Origin of the sequence: Azospirillum fermentarium (genome assembly GCF_025961205.1) — a bacterium.
Taxonomy (GTDB): Bacteria; Pseudomonadota; Alphaproteobacteria; order Azospirillales; family Azospirillaceae; genus Azospirillum; species Azospirillum fermentarium.
Window position 1 is genome coordinate 1 of record NZ_JAOQNH010000002.1, and the last position, 20,000, is coordinate 20,000.

Below are 20,000 nucleotides of genomic sequence, written 5' to 3' on the forward strand. Positions count from 1 at the left end.
CGATCGTGGTCTACAACATCCCCTACCGCACCGGCGTGAACATGAGCAACGATACGCTGCTGCGGCTGGCCGAGCATCCGCGGATCGTGGGTGTGAAGGATTGCTGCGCCGATCTGGGGCAATCGCTGGCACTGCTGCGGGACCGGCCCGCGGGGTTTTCGGTGATGACGGGGGAGGATGCGCTGTTCTTCACCCTGCTGGCCCATGGGGGCGACGGCGGGATCATGGCCTCGGCCCATGTGCGCACGGCGGATTTCGCGCTGGTGCGGCGGCTGGTGACCGCGGGGGATCTGGTGGCGGCGCGGGCGGTGTGGGACCGGCTGGTGACGGTGCCGCAGGCGCTGTTCGCGGAGCCGAGTCCGTCGCCGATCAAGCATTGGCTGTGGCGGGCCGGGCTGATCGACAGCGCGGAGGTGCGGTTGCCAATGACGCCCATCAGCGAGGCTTTGGCGGCCCGGCTGGATGGGATGATGGGGTAATCGGGGTGCAGGGGCCGTTTGGCCCCTGCCGGGGAGTGCCGAGGGGTAGAACCCCTCGGCTTTTCCCTTTACTCCGCCGCCCAGCGCAGGACGGGCTTCCGCGCCGCCGCCGTTTCATCCAGCCGGCGCCGCGGGGTGAAGCGCGGGGCCGCCTGGAAGTGGGCCACGTCGCCGGCCTTGGCGCGTTCGGCCAGCCCGGTCAGGGTGGCGATGAACTGGTCCAGGTTGGCTTTCGGCTCGGTTTCGGTCGGCTCGATCAGCAGGGCGCCATGGACCACCAGGGGGAAGTACATGGTCATGGGGTGGAAGCCCTCGTCGATCAGGGCCTTGGCGATGTCGAGGGTGGTGACGCCGGTGCCCTTCAGGAAGCGGTCGTCGAACAGGCATTCGTGCATGCACGGCCCATCGAACGAGGGCGTCATCACCGACGACAGGCGGGCCATGACGTAGTTGGCGTTGAGCACCGCGTCGCCCGCCGCCTGCCACAGCCCGTCGGCGCCGTGACTGAGCATGTAGGCGAGAGCGCGGACGAACATGCCCATCTGGCCGTGGAACGCCTTCATGCGGCCATAGCTGCCGGTGCCGTCGGTGTGCTCCACCAGACGCAGGGCGCCGTTCTCCACCACCACGTAGGGCACCGGCGCGAAGGGGGCGAGTGCTTCGGAGAAGACCACCGGACCCGACCCCGGACCGCCGCCGCCGTGGGGGGTGGAGAAGGTCTTGTGCAGGTTGATGTGCATGGCATCGACGCCCAGGTCGGCGGGGCGGACCCGGCCGACGATGGCGTTGAAGTTGGCACCGTCGCAGTAGAAATACCCCCCGGCCCCGTGCACCGCGTCGGCGATGGCGCGGATGTCGCGTTCGAACAGGCCGCAGGTGTTGGGGTTGGTCAGCATGATGCCGGCCACGTCGGGGCCGAGCTTGGCCGTCAATGCTGCCAGATCCACGCGCCCGTCGGCGGTGGCGGGGATGGGATCGACGGTGAAGCCCAGGGCCGCGGCGGTGGCGGGGTTGGTGCCGTGGGCGCTTTCGGGCACCAGCACGCGGGTGCGGGCGGCTTCGCCCCGGTGTTCCAGCGCGGCGCGGATGGCCATCATCCCGGCCATTTCACCATGGGCCCCGGCGGCGGGCGCCAGCGTCACGCCGGCCATGCCGGTCAGCGTGGTCAGCCAATGGGCCAGGGTGTGCATCAACTCCAGCGCGCCCTGCACCGTGCTTTCGGGCTGGAGCGGGTGGACGTCGGCGAAGCCCGGCAGGCGGGCCATCTTCTCGTTCAGCCGCGGGTTGTGCTTCATGGTGCACGACCCCAGCGGGTAGAAGCCGGTGTCGATGGAATAGTTCTTCTGCGACAGGCGGGTGTAGTGGCGGACCACGGTGGGTTCCGCCAGACCCGGCAGGCCCACCCGCTCCCGCGGGGCGATGCCGCCCAGACGAAAGGCCACGTCGGGCACGTCGGGCAGATCGACGCCGCACTGGCCCACGCTGTCCTGTTCGAAGATCAGCGCCTCTTCGATCTGCAGGCCGCGGTTGCCGGAGATGGTGGCGCCGGAGTCCACGGGGGCGTCCGCCGGGGTTTCCGCCGCCGGGGTGGTCGGCCGTCCTTGGTTATTCATGTCACAGAACCTCCGCCAGGGCGGCAGCGAGCGCGTCGATGTCGGACGCGGTGGTGGTTTCGGTGGCGGCGACCAGCAGCAGGTCGGGGTGTTCACCGGCGAACAGGCGCGACACCGGCACACCGGCCAGGATGCCGCGGGCGGCCAACTGTTCCACCACATCCGCCGCCGGGCGGGACAGGCGGACGGTGAATTCGTTGAAGAAGCCGCTGTTCAGCACCTCCACCCCCTTCACCGCGGCCAGCTTGTCCGCCAGTTGCACGGCGGTGGCGTGGTTCAGGCGCGCCAGCTTGGTGAAGCCCGCCTCGCCCAGCAGCGACAGGTGGATGGAGAAGGCCAGCGCGCACAGGCCGGCGTTGGTGCAGATGTTCGACGTGGCCTTTTCGCGGCGGATGTGCTGCTCGCGGGTGGACAGCGTCAGCACGAAGCCGCGCTTGCCGTCGGCGTCCACGGTCTGGCCGCACAGGCGGCCCGGCATCTGGCGGACGTACTTGTCCTTCACCGCGAACAGGCCGACGTAGGGGCCGCCGAAGGTCAGCGGGTTGCCCAGCGACTGGCCTTCCGCCACCACCACGTCGGCACCCATGGCGCCGGGGGCGGGCAGCAGGCCGAGCGACACCACCTCGGTCACCACCACGATCAGCAGCGCACCCTTGGCCTTGCAGGCGGCGGACAGGGCGGACAGGTCGCGGACGTGACCGAAGACGCTGGGGTTCTGCACCACCACGCAGGCGGTGTCGGAATCCACCAGCGCTTCCAGATCCTCGGTGCCCAGCGGATCGGCGGGCTGGACCGCGGTGTCGAAACCGATGAAATGGGCGTCGGTGGTGGTGGTGTCGCGGTAATGGGGGTGCAGGCCACCGGACAGGATGGCCTTCTTCCGCCGGGTGACGCGGTTGGCCATCATCACCGCCTCGGCGCAGGCGGTCGCCCCGTCGTACATGGAGGCGTTGGCCACGTCCATGCCGGTCAGCAGCGCCACCTGGCTCTGGAACTCGAACAGAACCTGCAGCGTGCCCTGGCTCACCTCGGGCTGATAGGGGGTGTAGGCGGTGAGGAACTCACCGCGCTGCACCATGTAATCCACCGTCGCCGGCACATGGTGACGGTAGGCGCCGGCGCCCAGGAAGAAGGGCACCGAGCCGGCGGCCACGTTCTTCGCCGCCATGGCGGCCAGCGTGCGCTCGACCGCCAGTTCGCCCATGTGGTTGGGCAGCCCCTGAATGGGGCCGGAAAGGTGCGCCGCATCGGGCACGTCGCGGAACAGCGCGTCCACCGACGGCGCGCCGATGACGGACAGCATCTCCGCGCGGTCGGCCTCGGTCAGGGGCAGGTAACGCATCAGGCCAGCCCTTCCACATACGCCTTGTACGCGTCCTCATCCATCAGCCCGTCAAGCTGCGACGGGTCGGCGATGGTGATCTGATAGAACCAGCCGCCGGTCTGGGCGGCGGAGTTCACCAGGGCCGGTTCGTCCACCAGCGCCTCGTTGGCGGCGGTGACGGTACCGGCGACGGGGGCATAGACCTCCGACGCGGCCTTGACCGATTCGACCACGGCGGATTCGCCGCCCTGGGTCAGTTCGCGGCCCACCTCGGGCAGTTCCACGAACACCACGTCGCCAAGCTGGCTCTGGGCGTAGTCGCTGATGCCGACGGTGCCGGTGGTGCCGTCCACCTTAATCCACTCGTGGTCCTTGGTGTACTTCACGGTCATGGGGGGTATCCTTGACAAAAAATGGGAGGAAAAGAGGCTCAGCCCCGGTAATAGCGCTGGGGCACGAAGGGGGTGGGCGCCACGCGGGCCGGCAGCGGCTTGCCGCGCACGTTCAGCGTCAGGGCGGTGCCGGGGGCGGCGTGGGCGATGTCCACATAGCCCATGGCGACGGGGCCGTTGGCCGTGGGGCCGAAGCCGCCGCTGGTGATCTCGCCGATGGTGGTGCCGGCGGCGTCCTGGATCCCGGTGTGTTCACGGGCGGGCTGACGGCCGTCGGGGCGCAGGCCGACGCGGCGGCGGGTGGCCCCCTCGGCCAGCTGCTTCAGGATGATGCCCGCACCGGGGAAGCCGCCCTCGGCACGGCGGCGCTTCGGAAGAGTCCATTCCAGCGCCGCTTCCACCGGGGTGGTGGTGGTGGTGATGTCGTGGCCGTACAGGCACAGACCGGCTTCCAGCCGCAGGGAATCGCGGGCACCCAGGCCGATGGCCTCCACCCCGTCCTCGGCCAGCAGGGCGCGGGCGATGGCCTCGGCGTCGGCCGAGGCGCAGGAGATCTCGTACCCGTCCTCACCCGTGTAGCCGGAGCGGGTGATGAGCACGGGGATGCCCTTGAAGGTGGCCGGCAGCAGGCTCATGAATTTCATAGTGGCGGCTTCGGGGATGAAGCGGGCCAGCACGGCGGCGGCCTCCGGCCCCTGGAGCGCCATCAGGGCCGCGTCGGGCAGCGGCTCCACATCCACCTTGCCCTTCAGGGCGTTGGTCAGGTGGGCGATGTCCTGCTCCTTGCAGGCGGCGTTGACCACGAGGAACAGATGATCGCCGGCGTTGGTGACCATCAGGTCGTCGAGAATGCCGCCCTGGTCGTTGGTGAACAGGGTGTAGCGCATGCGGCCCTGTCCCAGGCCGCGGATGTCGCCGGGCACCAGGGTTTCCAGCGCCGCCGCCGGGTCATCGCCCACCAGCCGCACCTGCCCCATGTGGGACACGTCGAACAGCCCGGCGCGGGCGCGGGTGTGCAGATGTTCCTTCAGGATGCCGGCGGGGTACTGCACCGGCATGTCATAGCCGGCAAAGGGCACCATGCGGGCCTTCAACTCCACATGGAGCGCGTGAAGGGGGGTGCTTTTAAGCGGGGTGGCGGGGTCGTGATCGGCCACGGGCGGTCCTCCGGCAAAGGGTCACCTCCCACGCGGGGATATCCCGGTGGGATTGGGTGCCCCTCTGTCTTGGACCTGAGAGATTCACCGGAAACTCCGTGCGGGGCACGGGCGCGTCCGGCTTACTCCTTCGGTGGGAAACGCCCTTATGAGGACGCGTCCGCTTTCCAGAGTGCCTTTCCCTGCGGTCCTTTTGCCTGAGAGTTTCCGGGGCGGTTGCTCCTTCGGCGCCGCCCCGGCCATGTCTGGCTGGACGGTCTCTCCCGCGAGGGGTCGTCGGCTGTGCCCCTACCCTAAGCCCGGCGGGGGCAAAGTCAACGGCAATCGGCCGGGCGGCTTCGCATCACCACCGGGGCGGGTGGACAGGGGCCGGCTGGTCGCGTGCATCATACTTATGAATTCGTGCAGGCAGTACCATGGCCGCCGGCACCGCGAGGCTGAGGAAACCATGATGATGCTGGCTCAGATCCGGGAACTCATGGCACGAATCGACGCAAAACTGGACGAGCCGTACCTGCGCTCACCCCACGGGTTCCAGCCCGACTGATTCCGCGCCGGGCCGGGCCGTCAGCCCCGCACTCTCCCGCACGGCACTGCGCGACAGCACGGTGGTCAGGGTGCCGCCCTGCAGCACGGTCAGATCCCACACGCGGGTTTTCATCCCCGCCCCGGCCAGATGCACGATGCCCAGCGGGGTGTACGGGGCGTTGGGTTCCACCAGCACCCGCCGTTCGGCGTCCCACCACGGCGCGCCCTTGCCGCAGAACCAGTTGGCCAGCGCCGGCAGGAAGGTAGTGGGCAGGCGGCCGCCGTACACCACCTTGTTCAGCGCCGTCTGTTCCGACAGGCACATATAGAAATTCTGCGGGCCGGAGGGGCGGCGCCACCACGAGCGGCGGTTCAGCGCCTCGTCGTGCGCCTTGGCCCAGGCGTCCCAATGGGGGGCGCCGGCCCGCAGCGCCCAGGCACCGCCGTTCAGGATCGGGTTGCGGCCCAGGCGGTAGCCGGCGCGCACGCCATAGCTCCAGGCGAACGCCTTCTGGTTCTGGCCCCACAGCTTGGGCGGCTTGCGCACGGTCCAATAGCTGCGGTCCAGTTCCGGCACGATGGCAAGGTTGCCGCGGCGGGCGGCGTCCACATACCAGCGCAGCACCGCCTGATCCTGGACCCACAGGTCGGAATCCAGCCACAGATAGATGTCGTAACCGGGGAAATGCCGCGGCACATGGGGCCGCGACGCCAGGGAGCGGTAATGGCTGGGCATCCGATCCCGGCCGGGAAAATCCACGTCCCAGCCGGGGATGACCAGCGTGCAGCCGCGCGCCTCCAGCCAGCCGCGCTGGTCGGGCGTCAGCCCCACGTCGAAGATGCCCAGGGGAAGCCCGGCGCCGTCCAGGCTGTCCATCAGGTCGCGCAACAGCCCGAAATAGCCGGCGTCCGCCGCCGTCACGGCCAGAACGCCGTCGAAATCCCCCACGGGCATTCCGTTCCCCGTCCTTACTTGCTGCGCACCAGGGCGGCGCGGTTGAAGGCCAGTTCCTCGTTGCTGAGCTGGAAGCCGATGTAGATCCGCCAGTCCTTGGCGTTGGCGTCCTTGGGCAGGGGGATGGTCTGGGACAGTTCCTCGCGGTTGCCGGCGCGGGTCTGGCCGGACGCGAAATCGACGGTGGTGTCGAATTCCCGCTTGCTGCCGCCGGTCGGCTCCGCCCCCGGCGGGACCACGGCGACGAAATAGCGGTATTTGGCCTGCGATCCGGCCAGGGCGGGGCCGCGTTCGGCCAGCAGGGTCACGGCGACGTTCACCGTCACGCCGTCGTCCCGGTATTCGCAATTGCCGTTGTAATCGCTGAGCACGCCATGGGACACGACGTCGCCCGGCTCCCGCCCCTTGCCGGGGCGGAACTGCACCACCTCGGACAATTCGCGTACGATGCCGACGCGGGGGCAGGCAAAGGCGGCGTCCTTGGCCTTTTCCTCCGCTGTCTTGCCGCTGAAGAACCCGCCGCCGCCGCACCCGGCCAGGGCCAGCAGCGCCGTCCCCATCAGAGCTTTGCGGGCAAGGGAAGCTGTATTACCGTCCAGGCGAGGCATCGGCGAACCATCCGGTCTGTTGGGTGTCGTCAGTGTGTCGGTATCGTCACGGGCGGACTGTAGAGAACCGCCACGCTTCAGACAAGCACGAGGGGTCTGCCCACAGGATGCGGCAAGCGCACCGGCGGGACAACCCGGACCCTTGGAATAGAACGCTCTCGGGAACAGAACAGCCATGCACCACACCCCCGCCAAACCGCCCCTGACCATCCTGCTGGCCGCACCCCGCGGATTCTGCGCCGGGGTGGACCGGGCCATCCAGATCGTGGAGGCGGCGCTGGACCGTTTCGGCCCCCCCGTCTATGTGCGGCACGAGATCGTTCACAACCGCTTCGTGGTCCAGAGCCTGGAGGCCAAGGGCGCGGTGTTCGTCGATGAGCTGGATCAGGTGCCCGACGGGGTGCCGGTGATCTTTTCCGCCCACGGGGTGCCGAAATCGGTGCCGGCGGCGGCCACCGCACGCGGGCTGTTCTATCTGGACGCCACCTGTCCGCTGGTCAGCAAGGTCCACCGCGAAACCGAACGCCACCACGCCGAGGGGCGGCAGGTGATCCTGATCGGCCACGCCGGCCACCCGGAGGTGATCGGCACCATGGGCCAATTGCCCGACGGGGCCGTGCTGCTGGTGGAAACGGTAGAGGACGTGGCCCGGCTGGCCGTGGACGACCCCGCCAACCTGGCCTATGCCACCCAGACCACCTTGTCAGTGGACGAGACGGCGGGCATCCTGGCCGCCCTCCAGCAGCGCTTTCCTGCCATCGCCGGGCCGCGGCGGGAGGACATCTGCTACGCCACCACCAACCGGCAGCTGGCGGTGAAGGCCATCGCCCCCCAAGTGGAGGCGCTGCTGGTGCTCGGCGCGCCCAACTCCTCCAACTCCAAGCGGCTGGTGGAGGTGGCGAAAGGGGCCGGGTGCACGCGGGCGCAACTGGTGCAGCGCGCCGCCGACATCGACTGGGCGGATCTGGCCGGTGTGGCGCGGCTGGGCATCACCGCCGGGGCCTCCGCACCCGAGGTGCTGGTGGAGGAGGTGATCGCCGCCGCCGCCAGCCGCTACACCGTGACGGTGGACGAGGTGCGCACCGCCCACGAGGACATCGTGTTCAAGCTGCCCCCCGCGCTCACCGACGCCAAACCGACGGAGGCTTCCGCGTCATGAAGGATCATATCCAGATGCTGGCCCGCTACAACCGATGGGCCAACCGCCGCCTCTATGAGTGCGTGGCGGCGGCGGGGGAGGAGGCGTTCACCCGGCCCATGGGCGCCTTCTTCGGGTCGCTGTGCGGCACGCTCAACCACATCCTCGTGGCCGATTGCATCTGGCTGCGGCGGATCACGGGCGAGGGGCCGAACCCCACGGCCCTGAACACCATCCTGCACGGCACCCTTGACGCCCTGCGCGCGGCGCGGGAGGCGGCGGACGAACGCATCCTCGCCACCGTGGCCGGGCTTGACGCCACGGCCCTGGCCGGCACGCTGGACTACCGCACCACCGCCGGGATTCCGCAAAGCAACACCCTGTCCCACGTGCTGCTCCACGTCTTCAACCACCAGACCCACCACCGGGCGCAGGCCCACACGCTGCTGAGCCAACTGGGGCGCGAGGCCCCGGTGCTGGACCTGCTTTATTTCCTGCGGGACAATCCGGCGGCGGCGTGACGGGTCACCCCCGCACCTCTTCCACCAGCGCGCGCAGCCGGGCGAGGTCGTGGACCACCATCTCGCCGCTGCGCCGTTCCAGGAATCCGTCGCGGGCCATGTCGCCCAGAATGCGGGCCACGGTTTCCCGCGTGGTGCCGACGCGGGCGGCCAGATCGGCGTGAACCGGGATGGGGCGGATCACCGCGGTGTTGCCCCGCTCCCCGCCCTGGGCCAGCGCCAGCCGCAGGATTTCGCTCTGCACCCGGTTGGCCGCCCCCAGCGTGCTGAGATCGACGATGCGTTCGGTGCAGCGGCGGACCATGCTGGCCAGCCGCCGCATCAGCGCCAGCGCCAGTTGCGGATGCCCGGTGGTCAAAGACAGGAAGGCGCTGCCCGACAGAAAGCCGATCAGGGTGCCCGTCTCCAGCGCCTCGACCGATGCGGAGCGCGGCTGCCCGTCGATGGCGGCCATTTCCCCGACCACGCCCCCGGCGGGCACATCGTCGAACGACACCTCGCGCCCGGAATAGGAATAGCTGACCACCCGCACGGCCCCCTGGACGACGAAGCACACGTCGCAGCCGTCGCCGTCCTGGTCCAGAACGGTTTCACCGGCACGGAACCGTTGCCAGCGGCACAGCGCCGCCACCCGGTCACGCTCCTCCCACGTCAGGGATTCCAGCATGTCGATCCCGTCCAGGGAGGGCGGCTCGGCCGCAGCGGCACCGTCGAAGGGACTTCCCAAGGACACGAGGCGGCGATCTCCCCCGTTAAGAAACTGCATCGGCATCACGGAAAGCGGGCTTCACGGCGGTAACGGTGGTAACGGCGGTATAGGAGGGCATGGCCGGACCCCTACGGAGGGACGGTCCCGGCGGCATTGCTGCCGCCAGAATACCTGATTGATACGCGGCGGCAACAAGGCACGTCGCTTAAGTATCCGCAACCGAAAGCCACACCCTCGGGTGCATGCGGGGAAGGGGCTGTGACCAAAAGGGGATGCTAACCCCCCGTTAACCGGCGGCGGCGACAACGGTCCTCACGGACGGCGCCCCATGCCGGCACCGCGACGCGACGGAAGGACACCGACGGCCATGCTCACCGCCCTGCGCCAAGCCCGCATTCCCGACGCCATCCGCATCGACGGGCAGCGCCTGCTGTCGATGCTGGGCATTCCGCTGGCCGCCGGGCTGGCCATGGCCGCGGCGGTCGCCGTCACCGGCCCGGACCGGATGGAACAGGCCGGCGGGGCCGTGCCCTTCGTTCTGGACTTCGTGCGCTTCTGTTATCTGGCGGTGGGATCGGCCCATCTGGCGGCGGCCGCGGCCGAACGGGTCAACGGCGGGCAGGACGCGGGCATCTGGCTGAACGGCGGCGACGACGCCACGGCGGCGGGCGGGCATGCCTTCTGGACGCTGTTTCCCAACCACATCGACGCGGCGGCGGCGGCCTTCGCCATGACCCTCGCCACGCTGTGGATCGGGTAAGGCCGGCCATCACGGTTGAGCCGGGGGCGGTTCTGGGCCACACTGCGGCGGATCGTCCCGGCGACGGGGCGTGACGCCGGCCCCCATTTCCGCAAAAGCCCCCCGTGACCACGACCGCCCCCGACGCCCCCACGCCGCCCGCCCCGCCGCCCCACCCGCGCGCCGGACGGGGCATCGGCCTGCTGGGACGGCTGCGCGCCTATTTCCTGGCGGGCGTGCTGGTCACCGCCCCCATCGCCACCACCATCTATATCGCGTGGTGGTTCATCTCCTACATCGACGGGTCGATCCGCCCGCTGATCCCGGCACGCTACAACCCGGAAAACTACCTGCCCTTCTCCATTCCCGGCATCGGGCTTCTGGTGGTGTTCCTGGTCCTGACGCTGATCGGCGCCTTCACCGCCGGCTATGTCGGCCGGCTGGTGGTGCGGCTGGGCGAAGGGGTGGTGGCGCGGATGCCGGTGGTGCGCGGCCTGTACGGCGCCACCAAGCAGATCGTGGAAACCGTGCTGGCGAAGAAGTCCGCCGCCTTCCGCGAGGTGGTGGCGGTGGAATACCCCCGCCGCGGCGTATGGTCGCTGGGCTTCATCACCGGACCCGTCCATCCCCAGGTGCAGCACCTGTGCCCGGAGGAGGAGATGGTCAACGTCTTCATTCCCTGCGCCCCCCCCACCGCCGGCTATCTGCTGATGCTTCCCCGGTCGGAGGTGCGCCACCTGGACATGCCGCCGGAAGAGGGGCTGAAGCTGGTGGTGTCGGGCGGCATCGTCGCCAACCCCGCCACCCGCCCCCCCGCCAGGGACACCGACATGGAACAGCCCCCTTTTCAAGGGACCGGCGGCACGCCATCCTAGAAGGGCACATAACAACCCGCCAGCAGGGGACGAACTCCGTTGCTTCCCACCCTTTGCGCCCGCACCGGCACCGATTCCGTCCCCTTGACCCCGCTGACCAAGGCGGGGCTGGAGGAGTGGCTGTCCACCCAGCCCGCCGCCACCGCCGCGTGGCTGAAGGCCACCGGCTTCGACGCCGCCCCCGGCACCACCGCCCTGATCCCCGGCCCCGGCGGCGGGCTGGCGCGGGTTGTGGCCGGGGTTTCGACGCTGAACGATGTGTGGGGGCTGGGCGGCCTGCCGGGCAGGCTGCCCGCCGGCCTCTACCGCCTCGACCCCGAACCGAAGCCGGAGGAGTCCACGGCGCTGGCCCTGGGCTGGGCCCTGGGCAGCTACCGCTACACCCGCTACAAAGAGGCCAAGTCGCCGCTGCCGCTGCTGGTGTGGCCGGAAAACGCCGACCGCACGGCGGTGGAATCGGCGGGCACCGCCACCAATCTGGTGCGCGATCTGGTCAACACCCCCGCCGCCGACATGGGGCCGGCGGAACTGACCACCGCCGCCGAACAGCTGGCCGCCGAATTCGACGGGCGCGTCAGCGTGATCACCGGCGACGCGCTGCTGCCCAACAACTACCCCGCCGTCCATGCCGTGGGCCGGGGCAGCGCCCGCCCGCCGCGGCTGATCGACCTGACCTGGGGCAACAAGACCGACCCCAAGGTCACGCTGGTGGGCAAGGGGGTGTGCTTCGATTCCGGCGGCTACGACATCAAGCCGTCCAGCGGCATGATGCTGATGAAGAAGGACATGGGCGGGGCCGCCCATGCCCTGGGCGTGGCGCGCATGGTGATGACCGCCGGGCTGCCGGTGCGGCTGCGCGTGCTGATCCCGGCGGTGGAGAACATGGTGTCAGGCGACGCCATGCGCCCGCTGGACGTGCTGCACACCCGCAAGGGGCTGACGGTGGAGGTGGGCAACACCGACGCCGAGGGGCGGCTGATCCTGTGCGACGCGCTGGCGGAGGCCGATTCGGACAAGCCGGCCCTGCTGATCGACTTCGCCACCCTGACCGGGGCGGCGCGGGTGGCGCTGGGGCCGGATCTGCCGGCGCTGTTTTCCAACGACGACTCCCTGGCCGCCGACCTGCTGGCGGCGGGGGAGGCGGCGTCGGATCCGCTGTGGCGCCTGCCCCTGTGGCAGGGCTACCGCAAGGGACTGGACAGCAAGGTGGCCGACCTGAACAACGCGCCGGCAGGCGGGTTCGCCGGGGCCATCACCGCGGCGCTGTTCCTGGAATCCTTTGTGTCCAGGGACACGGTGTGGGCGCACATCGACACCTATGCCTGGAACGGCTCCGCCCGCCCCGGCCGGCCCGAGGGGGGAGAGGCGCTGGGGATGCGCGCGGTCTATGCCGTGATCGCCCGGCGTTTCGGCACCCCATCCCACCACCCCTGATCCCGGAACTCCCCCCGCGGCGTCCGGTGCCACGGGGGGAGGATTCGATCCGGCTGCGTAATGCTTGCCCGCCGGCCTTGGCTTGGGCACACTCCCCATCCGCTGGCGGTTGTGGCCGGCGGCACCGGCGGGGCACCCGGTGCCGGCTCCTGCCTTCCCACCCGGGGGGCGGAGCTTTGGTGAGGGCCGGTGGGGGAGCGGGATGGCGCGTAATCTGAAGGCGTTGGGGCTGTGGCGCACGGCACTGATCGCCAGCGTGCGGCAGGCGGGGCCGGATTTGTCGGCACGCCAGATGGCGATCATGCTGCAGGTCTATCTGACCGATCCGCCGCACACGGTGCGCGGGCTGGCCTGCATCCTGTCCATTTCAAAACCCGCCGTGACCCGCGCGCTCGACCGGCTGTCGGTGCTGGGCTTCGTCAAGCGCAAGCGCGACACGGACGACAAGCGCAACGTCCTGGTCCAGCGCACGGTGCGCGGGTCGGTGTTCCTGTCCGACTTCGCCGAACTGGTGATCCGCGCCGGGGCGGTGGCCCCCGACGACATGGCCGTGGTCCAGGCGGAGGAGGAGATGGCCGCCGCCGCCAAGGCCCGGCTGGAGGCCGAGCTGAAGGCCCAGCGGACCGTTCCCGATATGGGGGCCGAGACCGGTTCCGCGGCATGACGGCATCCCCCGATCCCCGCCGCACCCCCTGGCGCCCCGACCTCGCCGCCGCCCATCTGCGGGGTGCGGTGGAATCCGCCCGTTTCGTGCCCGGCACGCCCCACCATGTCACCGCCGGCACCGTCACCCTGCGCGGAGCCCCGGACGAGACCGCCCGCCAGACCTCCGAGCTTTTGTATGGGGAGGGGTTCACCGTCTACGACCGTCAGGCCGGCTGGGCCTGGGGCCAGGGAGCACGCGACGGCTATGTGGGCTGGACGCGGGACTCCGCCCTGACCCCCGGTGCGCCCGCCGCCGCCACCCATGTGGTCACCGCGCTGCGCAGCTTCCTCTTTCCCCTTCCCGACCTGAAGGCGCCGGTCACCGATGCCCTGCCCCTGGGGGCCGAGGTGACGGTGGTGGAGGAATCGGGCGCGTACCGCCGGCTGGCCGACGGCGGCTGGGTCTTCGCCCGCCACCTCGCCCCCGTCGGCAGCACCGAGCCGGACCCGGTGGCGGTGGCCGAACGTCTGCTGGGCGTTCCCTATCTGTGGGGCGGGCGCACGCCGCTGGGCATCGACTGTTCCGGGCTGGTCCAGCTTGGCCTGCACCGCGCCGGCCTTCCCTGCCCCCGCGACAGCGACATGCAGCGGGGGGAGGTGGGGACGTGGCTGTCCGCCGACGGCGCCGGGGTCGATTACCGCCGCGGCGACATTCTGTTCTTTCCCGGCCATGTGGGCTTCATGCTGGACGGGACGGCCCTGCTGCACGCCACCGCCCACACCATGACCGTCACCGTGGAACCGCTGGCCGACGTGGCCGCGCGGGCCGGCGGCATCACCGGCGTGCGCCGGCTGGGGTGACCGGGCTCATCCGCGCTTTTCCCGCCTGGGATTTCCAACTGGAAAACCACGGCCCCGAAAGCGTGCATTAACCCGGCCCCGTTACGCTCCCCGCCGTTTGGGCATTCCCCTTGTGGATATCCGGGTATTCCCCCACCCGGAATGCCCTGCTTTGGTGTGGCTGGGAGGGCCGAACAATGAGCCGGGTGATTCTCGTCAACAAACCCTATGGCGTTTTGCCCCAGTTCACCGACCGGGAACAGGGGCGCGCCACCCTGGCCGATCTGGTGCCGGTGCCGGGCGTCTATCCCGCCGGGCGGCTGGACCGCGACAGCGAAGGGCTGATGGTGCTGACCGACGACGGCGCCCTGACCGCCCGCATCGCCGATCCCCGCTACAAGCGGCCCAAGACCTATTGGGTGCAAGTGGAGGGTATCCCCGATGCCGAGGCTTTGGCCCGGCTGTCGGCGGGGGTGGTGCTGAACGACGGCCCCACCCTGCCCGCCCGCGCCGTGCCCATGGGCGAACCGGAAGGGCTGTGGCCCCGCGACCCGCCGGTGCGCCACCGGCTGAGCGTCCCCACATCATGGATCGCGCTGACCCTGACCGAAGGGCGCAACCGGCAGGTCCGCCGCATGACCGCCGCCGTCGGTTTCCCCACCCTGCGCCTGATCCGCTGGTCGGTGGGCGACTGGACATTGGAGGGGCTGGCCCCCGGCCAATGGCGGGAAATCAGCGTTCCCAGCCCCGATCGCCCGGCCGTCCGGCGCGTGCCCTCCCCCGCCCCGTCATCCCCGGCGCCCAAGCGTTCCGGCCCCCGCCGCCGGGGTGGTCCTGCCCGCCCCCGATAAAGATGGCATTTGTTTCAAACAACCATTGCATCCACAAGATCATCAGCGTATACCGCGGCTGCAAACAGAATAAATTGTTACCAAGTGTTTACCTGATTATGTCATGACGTGGTTAACAAAGGTAAATCAGAATGGCTTAATCAATCAACCCCACCAAATTCTTTGAGCCTCTTTCATAATTTACTTACTGAATGAGAAGATTTTTCAGATTATGATCCGGCAAGACCCGATCATGACTTGACCTAATCGGCAGGACGCGCCGCGTGAGCGGTCCCGGCCCGGCGAAAGATCCTTTCATCCTCGCGCCGTTCCCCTTCTCCTTCCGTGGCCTCGAGCGCACGCAGCATCAGGATCGTCACTGCTATGGACAGCCTCTCCTCCCCCCGCCGCCGGTCGCTTCAGCGTCAGTTCATGGCTCTGGTGGCCGTGGGCATCGTGTTTCTTTCCTGCGGCGCCGTCGGGGCCATCGGCTGGCTCCAGCAGTCGCAGATGATGCACAACATCGAGGCTTTCTCCCGCAACGAACTGGGCTCCCTCCACGCCCTGATCGTCAGCGTGATGGCCAAACGGGTGGAGGATCCCGAGGATGTGGGAATCTCCGTCTTCAACAACTGGTTCAAGCAGCGCAACAGCGACTATCCCGGCGAATTGTGGAGCACGTGGTCGCCGGCGGTGACCCGCTACATGCACGACAGCGCTCCCGGCACACCGCCCAAGCGCCCCCAAGACGCCATCGACGAGGAGGCGCTGCGCACCGGCACCGTGGTCGGCCGGGTCGAAGGGGACAGCTACCGCATGGCCCTGCCCATCGTTCTGGGCGTGACGCCCGGCGCGGACCAGGAGGTGTGCTTCTCCTGCCATGGCGCCATGGGGCTGCAAAAGGGCGACGTGATCGCCGTGCTGTCCAGCCGCCTGACCCTGAGCGCGGAGCGGGACCGGCTGTTCGCCATCCTGGCGGCCCTGGTGGGCGGCGGTGTGGGGCTGACCGTTCTGGGAATGCTGGCGGTGCGGCTGCTGCTGGCCCGTCTGGTGACCGGACCGGTGTCGGCCATGACCCGCAGCATGGACCGTCTGGCCGCGGGTGATCTGGATTGCCCGGTGGAGGGCACCGGACGCGGTGACGAGATCGGCGCCATGGCCCGCGCGCTGACCGTGTTCCGCGCCAACGCCCTGGAAAAGCATCGTCTGGAAGGCGAACAGGCCCGCGAGGCGGCGGCCCGCAACGAACGCATGACCCGCATCGAGGGGCTGGTCCGCCGGTTCGAGGAAACCGTGGCCCAGGTGCTGGCGACGCTGGCCACCTCCACCCAGCGGCTGCACGGCACGGCGCGCAGCATGACCGAGACCGCCGATGTGGCGAGCGAACGGTCCGACCGCACGGCGGAGGCCGCGACCACCGCCAGCGGCAGCGTGCAGGCGGTGTTCGCCGCCGCCGACCAGTTGGCGTCCTCCATCCGCTGCATCGGGGATGAGGTCACCCGCTCCGCCCAGGTGTCGAAAGAGGCGGTGGCCGGCGCCAGCCGTTCCGCCGAACGGGTCCGCGCGCTGGAAGACGCCGCCCGGCAGGTGGGCAGCATCGTCGATCTGATCAACGGCATCGCCGAGCAGACCAACCTCCTGGCGCTGAACGCCACCATCGAGGCCGCCCGCGCCGGGGAAGCCGGCAAGGGGTTCGCCGTGGTGGCGGGCGAGGTGAAGCAGCTCGCCTCCCAGACCATGGCCGCCACCCGCGACATCATGGACCGGGTGAACGCCATCGGCACCGAAACCGCCCATGCGGTGGATGCGGTGAACGACATCGCCTCCACCATCCAGACCATCGACGGGGCGCTGGCCTCCATCGCCTCGTCGGTCGAGCAGCAGGATTCCGCCACCCGCGACATCGCCGCCAGCAGCCAGCGCGCCGCCGCGGGCACCATCGCGGTCAGCGACAACATCCGCGTGGTCGTCTCCTCCATCCACAAGGTGGACGAGGTTGGGCACGCCCTGACCGGCGTGATCGAGGATCTGGCCACCCAGGCCCAGACCCTGCGGCAGGAGGTTGACCGCTTCCTGTCCGGCATCCGCACGGCCTGACCCCGCTCCGGCCCCTTTCACACACGCCGGCGTCCTTCTTCCGCCCCGTCCGCCCACGCCCTCATCGTCTGGAAACCATCCGCCATGGCCGCGTTGCTCAACCGTCTCCGCCTTGCCACCCGCGTCACGCTCACCACGGTCATCAGCCTGCTGGCCCTGTCGGCGCTGATCTCCGTTCTGGTGTCGGCCACCCTGTCCAGCCATCTGTCGCAGCAGGCGGTGGAGCGGCTGGACCAGAACATCCGTGCGCTGCGGGAAATGACACTGGCCCGCGGCGGCACGTTCCGCGTCGAGGACGGGGCGCTGTGGCTGGGGGACACCCGGCTGAACGACGACAACGCGCCGCTGGAACGCTTCACCGCCGCCGTGGGCGGGGTGGCGACCATCTTCCAGGGGGACACCCGCATCGCCACCACCATCATCAACAACGGCAAGCGCGCGGTGGGCACCAAGCTGGCCGCCGGGCCGGTCCATGACGCCGTTCTGGGCGCCGGCACCTCCTACCGCGGCGAGACGGCGATCCTGGGCAAGCAGTACCTGACCGCCTATGACCCCATCCGCGACGACAGCGGGCGGGTGGTCGGCATCTTCTTCGTCGGCATCGAAAAGGACCAGTTCATGACCGTGGTGGGGGCGCTGGAGCAGCGGATCGTCATCGCCGCCGGGGCCGCCACCGCCGTTATCGCCGTGCTGGTCCTGCTGGTTATGACGCTGACCTTCCGTCCCTTCGCCGCCCTGCGCGCGGTGATGCTGCGCATTTCCGACGGCGACGCCCACGCCGACGTGCCGTGCCTGACCCGCGGTGACGAGCTGGGCGACATGGCCCGCACGGTGGCGGTGTTCCGCGACAACCTGCGCCGTTTCGATGCCATGCGCGCCGAACAGGAAGAGCACGAACGCCGCGCCATCCAGGACCGCAAGCGCGCCATGCTGGCCATGGCCGACACCATGGAAGCGCGGGTGAAGGGCATGATCTCCACCATCGGGCGGCAGATCGAGAACCTGCACATGGCTTCGGGTTCCCTGTCGTCGGAGGCGGAGCAGACCAGCGTGCAGAGCACCACCGCCGCCAGCACCACCGAACAAACCTCGTCCAACGTGCAGACCGTGGCCGCGGCGACCGAGGAACTCAACGCCGCCTCCCACGAGATCGGGCGGCAGGTGGAACGCTCCACCGACGTGGCCCGCACGGCGGCCGAACAGGTGGCCAACACCGACACCGTCATCCAGGGGCTGGCCAACGCCGCCGGCCGCATCGGCGAGGTGGTGGACCTGATCCGCGACATCGCCACCCAGACCAACCTGCTGGCGCTGAACGCCACCATCGAGGCGGCCCGTGCGGGCGAGGCCGGCAAGGGATTCGCCGTCGTCGCCCACGAGGTGAAAACCCTGTCGGGCCAGACCGCCAAATCCACCGATGAAATCGCCGCCCAGATCGGCGTGGTGCAGGCGGAAACCGAAAAGGCCATCCGCACCATCCAAAGCATCACCTCCACCGTGCAGCAGGTCCACCACTCCTCCTCCTCCATCGCCGCGGCGATCCACGAACAGCACGCCGCCATTTCCGAGATCAGCCGCAACGTGCAGCAGGCCGCCGGCGGCACCGAAGAGATCCGCCGCCACATCGCCGACGTGTCGGTGGGCGCCCAGGGCACGCTGCAGGCCGCCACCATCGTGTCCGGCGCCGCCGACGAGCTGGTCCGCCAGTCCGAAGCCCTGGAGCACGAGGTCGAGCATTTCCTCGACGACATCCGCCGGACGAACCGTTTGGATGCCGCGTGATGCTGCCGGTGACGCCCGCCCCCAATGAGCGTATCATCAGCGCCGCCCGCTCGATGAAAGCCGGACGTCACTAAGGGGGTGAGTGGTGCTCGACCGCGACCGTTTCATCGCCTTTGCCTTCGCAACGGCTCATTTGTTGCTGGAAACCGACAACGGTGGGCGAATCACCTTTGCCGCCGGAGCGCGGTGCGGGCTTGCCGAACGGACCACCGAGGATCTGGTGGGCAAAACCCTGTTCGACCTGATCCCTGAGGAAGAACACACCTATTTCCGGCTGCTGATGAACCGGCTGATGGAACGGGGCAAGCTGGACCCCACGCACGTGGTGTTCCGCACCGCCGCCGGACAGCGGTTCTCGTCGCTGATCGGCGGGTGCCGGCTGCCCAGCTATGTGGACCGTTGTTTCTTCGGCCTGTCCATCGCCACCCGGTCGCCCGACCGGCCGGCGGGGCACTGCCTGACCGATCTCGCCGCCTTTACCGCATCGCTGGCCGGGCGCCTGACCGCCAGCGACGCGGTGGAGCGCAACCAGGCCCTATCGATGATTCTGATCGAAGGGCTGGCCCCGTGGACCCTGAACGATCCCACGCTGCGCGAGGGGTTGGAAGCCTATCTGCTGTCGGTGTCGTCCGACGGCGATGCGGCGGTGCGGGTGGATGACGAACGCTACGCCGTCCTTCACCCCGAAGACCTGACATTGGAGGAGATCCGCGGCGACATCGGCCGGCTGCTGACCGACCGCGGCGCCCACGCTCTGAAGGACGCTTTGCAGGTGTGGCAGGTGCCGGCCTCCGCGCCTGAAAGCGCCGGGACGAACCCGCGCGACAAGGCGCCGGTGACCGATATCGCCCGCGCGCTGGCCCACACGCTCCAGGCGTTCACCGGGGCGGCGCCGGAGGATCTGGACGCCGCCGGGCCGCAACTGATCCACACCCTCAACACCACCATCGCACGGGTGCAGCAGGCGCGCGCGGTCATCGAGGCCCGCGATTTCGAACTGGTGTTTCAGCCGGTCATCAACCTGATCACCCGCCGTCCCCAGATCGCCGAAGCGCTGTTGAGGGTGAGCAACACCCCCAGCCCCCGCCCCTTCCTGTCCTTCGCCGAAGAGGTCGGGCTGATCGTCGATCTCGACCGTCTGGTCTGCCGTGCCGCCCTGGACGCCCTGGCCGACGCGCAGCGCCAGGGGCAGAGCGCCCTGGACGTATCGGTCAATCTGTCGCCCATCTCGCTGAACAACCCGCGCTTTCTGGAACAGCTGGAGGCGATCCTGCTCTCCTATGGTCCCCTGGCCCGCAAGCTGATGATCGAGGTGACGGAATCCGCCGCCCTGG

Annotated in this window: 19 protein-coding genes and 1 riboswitch (1 of these 20 running past the window's edge); of the genes, 12 read left to right on the forward strand and 7 right to left on the reverse strand. The window is 69.4% G+C overall.

Annotated features, from left to right (window positions below):
• Window positions 1-479: dihydrodipicolinate synthase family protein (locus M2352_RS14975; protein WP_264665374.1), on the forward strand; the 479-nt coding region annotated here is incomplete at its 5' end.
• 68 nt (window positions 480-547) lie between these two features.
• Here the strand turns inward: M2352_RS14975 and gcvPB are convergent.
• From gcvPB to M2352_RS15005, 6 genes are all read right to left on the reverse strand, one after another.
• Window positions 548-2,092 (reverse strand): aminomethyl-transferring glycine dehydrogenase subunit GcvPB, encoded by a 1,545-nt coding sequence (gene gcvPB, locus M2352_RS14980; protein WP_264665375.1) that lies wholly within the window; start codon window positions 2,090-2,092, stop codon window positions 548-550.
• Between the two features lies 1 nt (window position 2,093).
• Window positions 2,094-3,434 carry an aminomethyl-transferring glycine dehydrogenase subunit GcvPA gene (gene gcvPA, locus M2352_RS14985; protein ID WP_264665376.1) on the reverse strand — a complete coding sequence of 447 codons (1,341 nt, stop codon included), beginning with the start codon at window positions 3,432-3,434 and terminating at the stop codon, window positions 2,094-2,096.
• Window positions 3,434-3,808, reverse strand: a complete 375-nt coding sequence (gene gcvH, locus M2352_RS14990) for a glycine cleavage system protein GcvH (protein ID WP_264665377.1) — start codon at window positions 3,806-3,808, stop codon at window positions 3,434-3,436. The genes gcvPA and gcvH overlap by 1 nt, the downstream gene beginning before the upstream one ends.
• A gap of 38 nt (window positions 3,809-3,846) precedes the next feature.
• Window positions 3,847-4,965 (reverse strand): glycine cleavage system aminomethyltransferase GcvT, encoded by a 1,119-nt coding sequence (gcvT, locus tag M2352_RS14995; RefSeq protein ID WP_264665378.1) that lies wholly within the window; start codon window positions 4,963-4,965, stop codon window positions 3,847-3,849.
• Between the two features lie 175 nt (window positions 4,966-5,140).
• Window positions 5,141-5,241: riboswitch (glycine riboswitch) on the reverse strand.
• A gap of 244 nt (window positions 5,242-5,485) precedes the next feature.
• The gene (locus M2352_RS15000) at window positions 5,486-6,448 is read right to left on the reverse strand and encodes a hypothetical protein (RefSeq protein WP_264665379.1); all 963 of its coding nucleotides are present in this window, start codon (window positions 6,446-6,448) and stop codon (window positions 5,486-5,488) included.
• A 14-nt stretch (window positions 6,449-6,462) separates the two neighbouring features.
• Window positions 6,463-7,008 (reverse strand): hypothetical protein, encoded by a 546-nt coding sequence (locus M2352_RS15005; RefSeq protein ID WP_264665380.1) that lies wholly within the window; start codon window positions 7,006-7,008, stop codon window positions 6,463-6,465.
• Window positions 7,009-7,231: 223 nt separating this feature from the next.
• Here M2352_RS15005 and ispH point away from each other — a divergent pair, with 223 nt between their 5' ends.
• Window positions 7,232-8,215, forward strand: a complete 984-nt coding sequence (gene ispH, locus M2352_RS15010; RefSeq protein ID WP_264665381.1) for a 4-hydroxy-3-methylbut-2-enyl diphosphate reductase — start codon at window positions 7,232-7,234, stop codon at window positions 8,213-8,215.
• Window positions 8,212-8,715, forward strand: a complete 504-nt coding sequence (locus tag M2352_RS15015) for a DinB family protein (RefSeq protein ID WP_264665382.1) — start codon at window positions 8,212-8,214, stop codon at window positions 8,713-8,715. The genes ispH and M2352_RS15015 overlap by 4 nt, the downstream gene beginning before the upstream one ends.
• Window positions 8,716-8,719: 4 nt before the next feature.
• On the opposite strand, the gene M2352_RS15020 is transcribed toward M2352_RS15015, so the two are convergent.
• A complete protein-coding gene (locus M2352_RS15020; protein ID WP_264665383.1) occupies window positions 8,720-9,448 on the reverse strand; it encodes a Crp/Fnr family transcriptional regulator in 729 nt (242 codons plus the stop codon).
• Window positions 9,449-9,791: 343 nt separating this feature from the next.
• On the opposite strand from M2352_RS15020, the gene M2352_RS15025 reads away from it, so the two are divergent.
• The 9 genes from M2352_RS15025 to M2352_RS15065 all read left to right on the forward strand — a co-directional run.
• Complete coding sequence (locus tag M2352_RS15025; protein ID WP_264665384.1) at window positions 9,792-10,184, forward strand: hypothetical protein; 393 nt, start codon at window positions 9,792-9,794, stop codon at window positions 10,182-10,184.
• A 104-nt stretch (window positions 10,185-10,288) separates the two neighbouring features.
• Complete coding sequence (locus M2352_RS15030; protein ID WP_264665385.1) at window positions 10,289-11,038, forward strand: DUF502 domain-containing protein; 750 nt, start codon at window positions 10,289-10,291, stop codon at window positions 11,036-11,038.
• 39 nt (window positions 11,039-11,077) lie between these two features.
• Entirely contained in the window at window positions 11,078-12,472 is a 1,395-nt protein-coding gene (locus tag M2352_RS15035; protein WP_264665386.1) for a leucyl aminopeptidase family protein, read from the forward strand.
• Window positions 12,473-12,674: 202 nt separating this feature from the next.
• Window positions 12,675-13,136 (forward strand): MarR family transcriptional regulator, encoded by a 462-nt coding sequence (locus M2352_RS15040; protein WP_264665387.1) that lies wholly within the window; start codon window positions 12,675-12,677, stop codon window positions 13,134-13,136.
• Window positions 13,133-13,978: a C40 family peptidase gene (locus M2352_RS15045; RefSeq protein WP_264665388.1), complete on the forward strand. Its 846-nt coding sequence runs from the start codon at window positions 13,133-13,135 to the stop codon at window positions 13,976-13,978. Before M2352_RS15040 ends, M2352_RS15045 begins: the two co-directional genes overlap by 4 nt.
• Before the next feature lie 176 nt (window positions 13,979-14,154).
• Window positions 14,155-14,808, forward strand: coding sequence for a pseudouridine synthase (locus tag M2352_RS15050; protein WP_264665389.1), 654 nt, complete (start codon window positions 14,155-14,157; stop codon window positions 14,806-14,808).
• A 363-nt stretch (window positions 14,809-15,171) separates the two neighbouring features.
• On the forward strand, window positions 15,172-16,884 hold the full coding sequence (locus M2352_RS15055; RefSeq protein WP_264665390.1) for a methyl-accepting chemotaxis protein: 1,713 nt from the start codon (window positions 15,172-15,174) through the stop codon (window positions 16,882-16,884).
• Between the two features lie 84 nt (window positions 16,885-16,968).
• Window positions 16,969-18,666, forward strand: coding sequence for a methyl-accepting chemotaxis protein (locus tag M2352_RS15060; RefSeq protein WP_264665391.1), 1,698 nt, complete (start codon window positions 16,969-16,971; stop codon window positions 18,664-18,666).
• A gap of 85 nt (window positions 18,667-18,751) precedes the next feature.
• A protein-coding gene (locus M2352_RS15065) for a sensor domain-containing phosphodiesterase (protein WP_264665392.1) crosses the window boundary here: on the forward strand, window positions 18,752-20,000 show its 5' portion. Its footprint extends 404 nt past the window's final position; only the first 1,249 of its 1,653 coding nucleotides appear in the window; its start codon is at window positions 18,752-18,754; its stop codon lies off the right edge, out of view.

Bases quoted from the DNA above. Each gene is read 5' to 3' on its own strand.
- gcvH (WP_264665377.1), bottom strand. From the start codon at position 3,808: ATGACCGTGAAGTACACCAAGGACCACGAGTGGATTAAGGTGGACGGC.
- M2352_RS15045 (WP_264665388.1), top strand. From the start codon at position 13,133: ATGACGGCATCCCCCGATCCCCGCCGCACCCCCTGGCGCCCCGACCTC.
- M2352_RS15000 (WP_264665379.1), bottom strand. From the start codon at position 6,448: ATGCCCGTGGGGGATTTCGACGGCGTTCTGGCCGTGACGGCGGCGGAC.
- M2352_RS15055 (WP_264665390.1), top strand. From the start codon at position 15,172: ATGGACAGCCTCTCCTCCCCCCGCCGCCGGTCGCTTCAGCGTCAGTTC.
- gcvPA (WP_264665376.1), bottom strand. From the start codon at position 3,434: ATGCGTTACCTGCCCCTGACCGAGGCCGACCGCGCGGAGATGCTGTCC.
- M2352_RS15015 (WP_264665382.1), top strand. From the start codon at position 8,212: ATGAAGGATCATATCCAGATGCTGGCCCGCTACAACCGATGGGCCAAC.
- M2352_RS15005 (WP_264665380.1), bottom strand. From the start codon at position 7,008: ATGGGGACGGCGCTGCTGGCCCTGGCCGGGTGCGGCGGCGGCGGGTTC.
- M2352_RS15040 (WP_264665387.1), top strand. From the start codon at position 12,675: ATGGCGCGTAATCTGAAGGCGTTGGGGCTGTGGCGCACGGCACTGATC.
- M2352_RS15025 (WP_264665384.1), top strand. From the start codon at position 9,792: ATGCTCACCGCCCTGCGCCAAGCCCGCATTCCCGACGCCATCCGCATC.
- M2352_RS15050 (WP_264665389.1), top strand. From the start codon at position 14,155: ATGAGCCGGGTGATTCTCGTCAACAAACCCTATGGCGTTTTGCCCCAG.
- gcvPB (WP_264665375.1), bottom strand. From the start codon at position 2,092: ATGAATAACCAAGGACGGCCGACCACCCCGGCGGCGGAAACCCCGGCG.
- ispH (WP_264665381.1), top strand. From the start codon at position 7,232: ATGCACCACACCCCCGCCAAACCGCCCCTGACCATCCTGCTGGCCGCA.
- M2352_RS15060 (WP_264665391.1), top strand. From the start codon at position 16,969: ATGGCCGCGTTGCTCAACCGTCTCCGCCTTGCCACCCGCGTCACGCTC.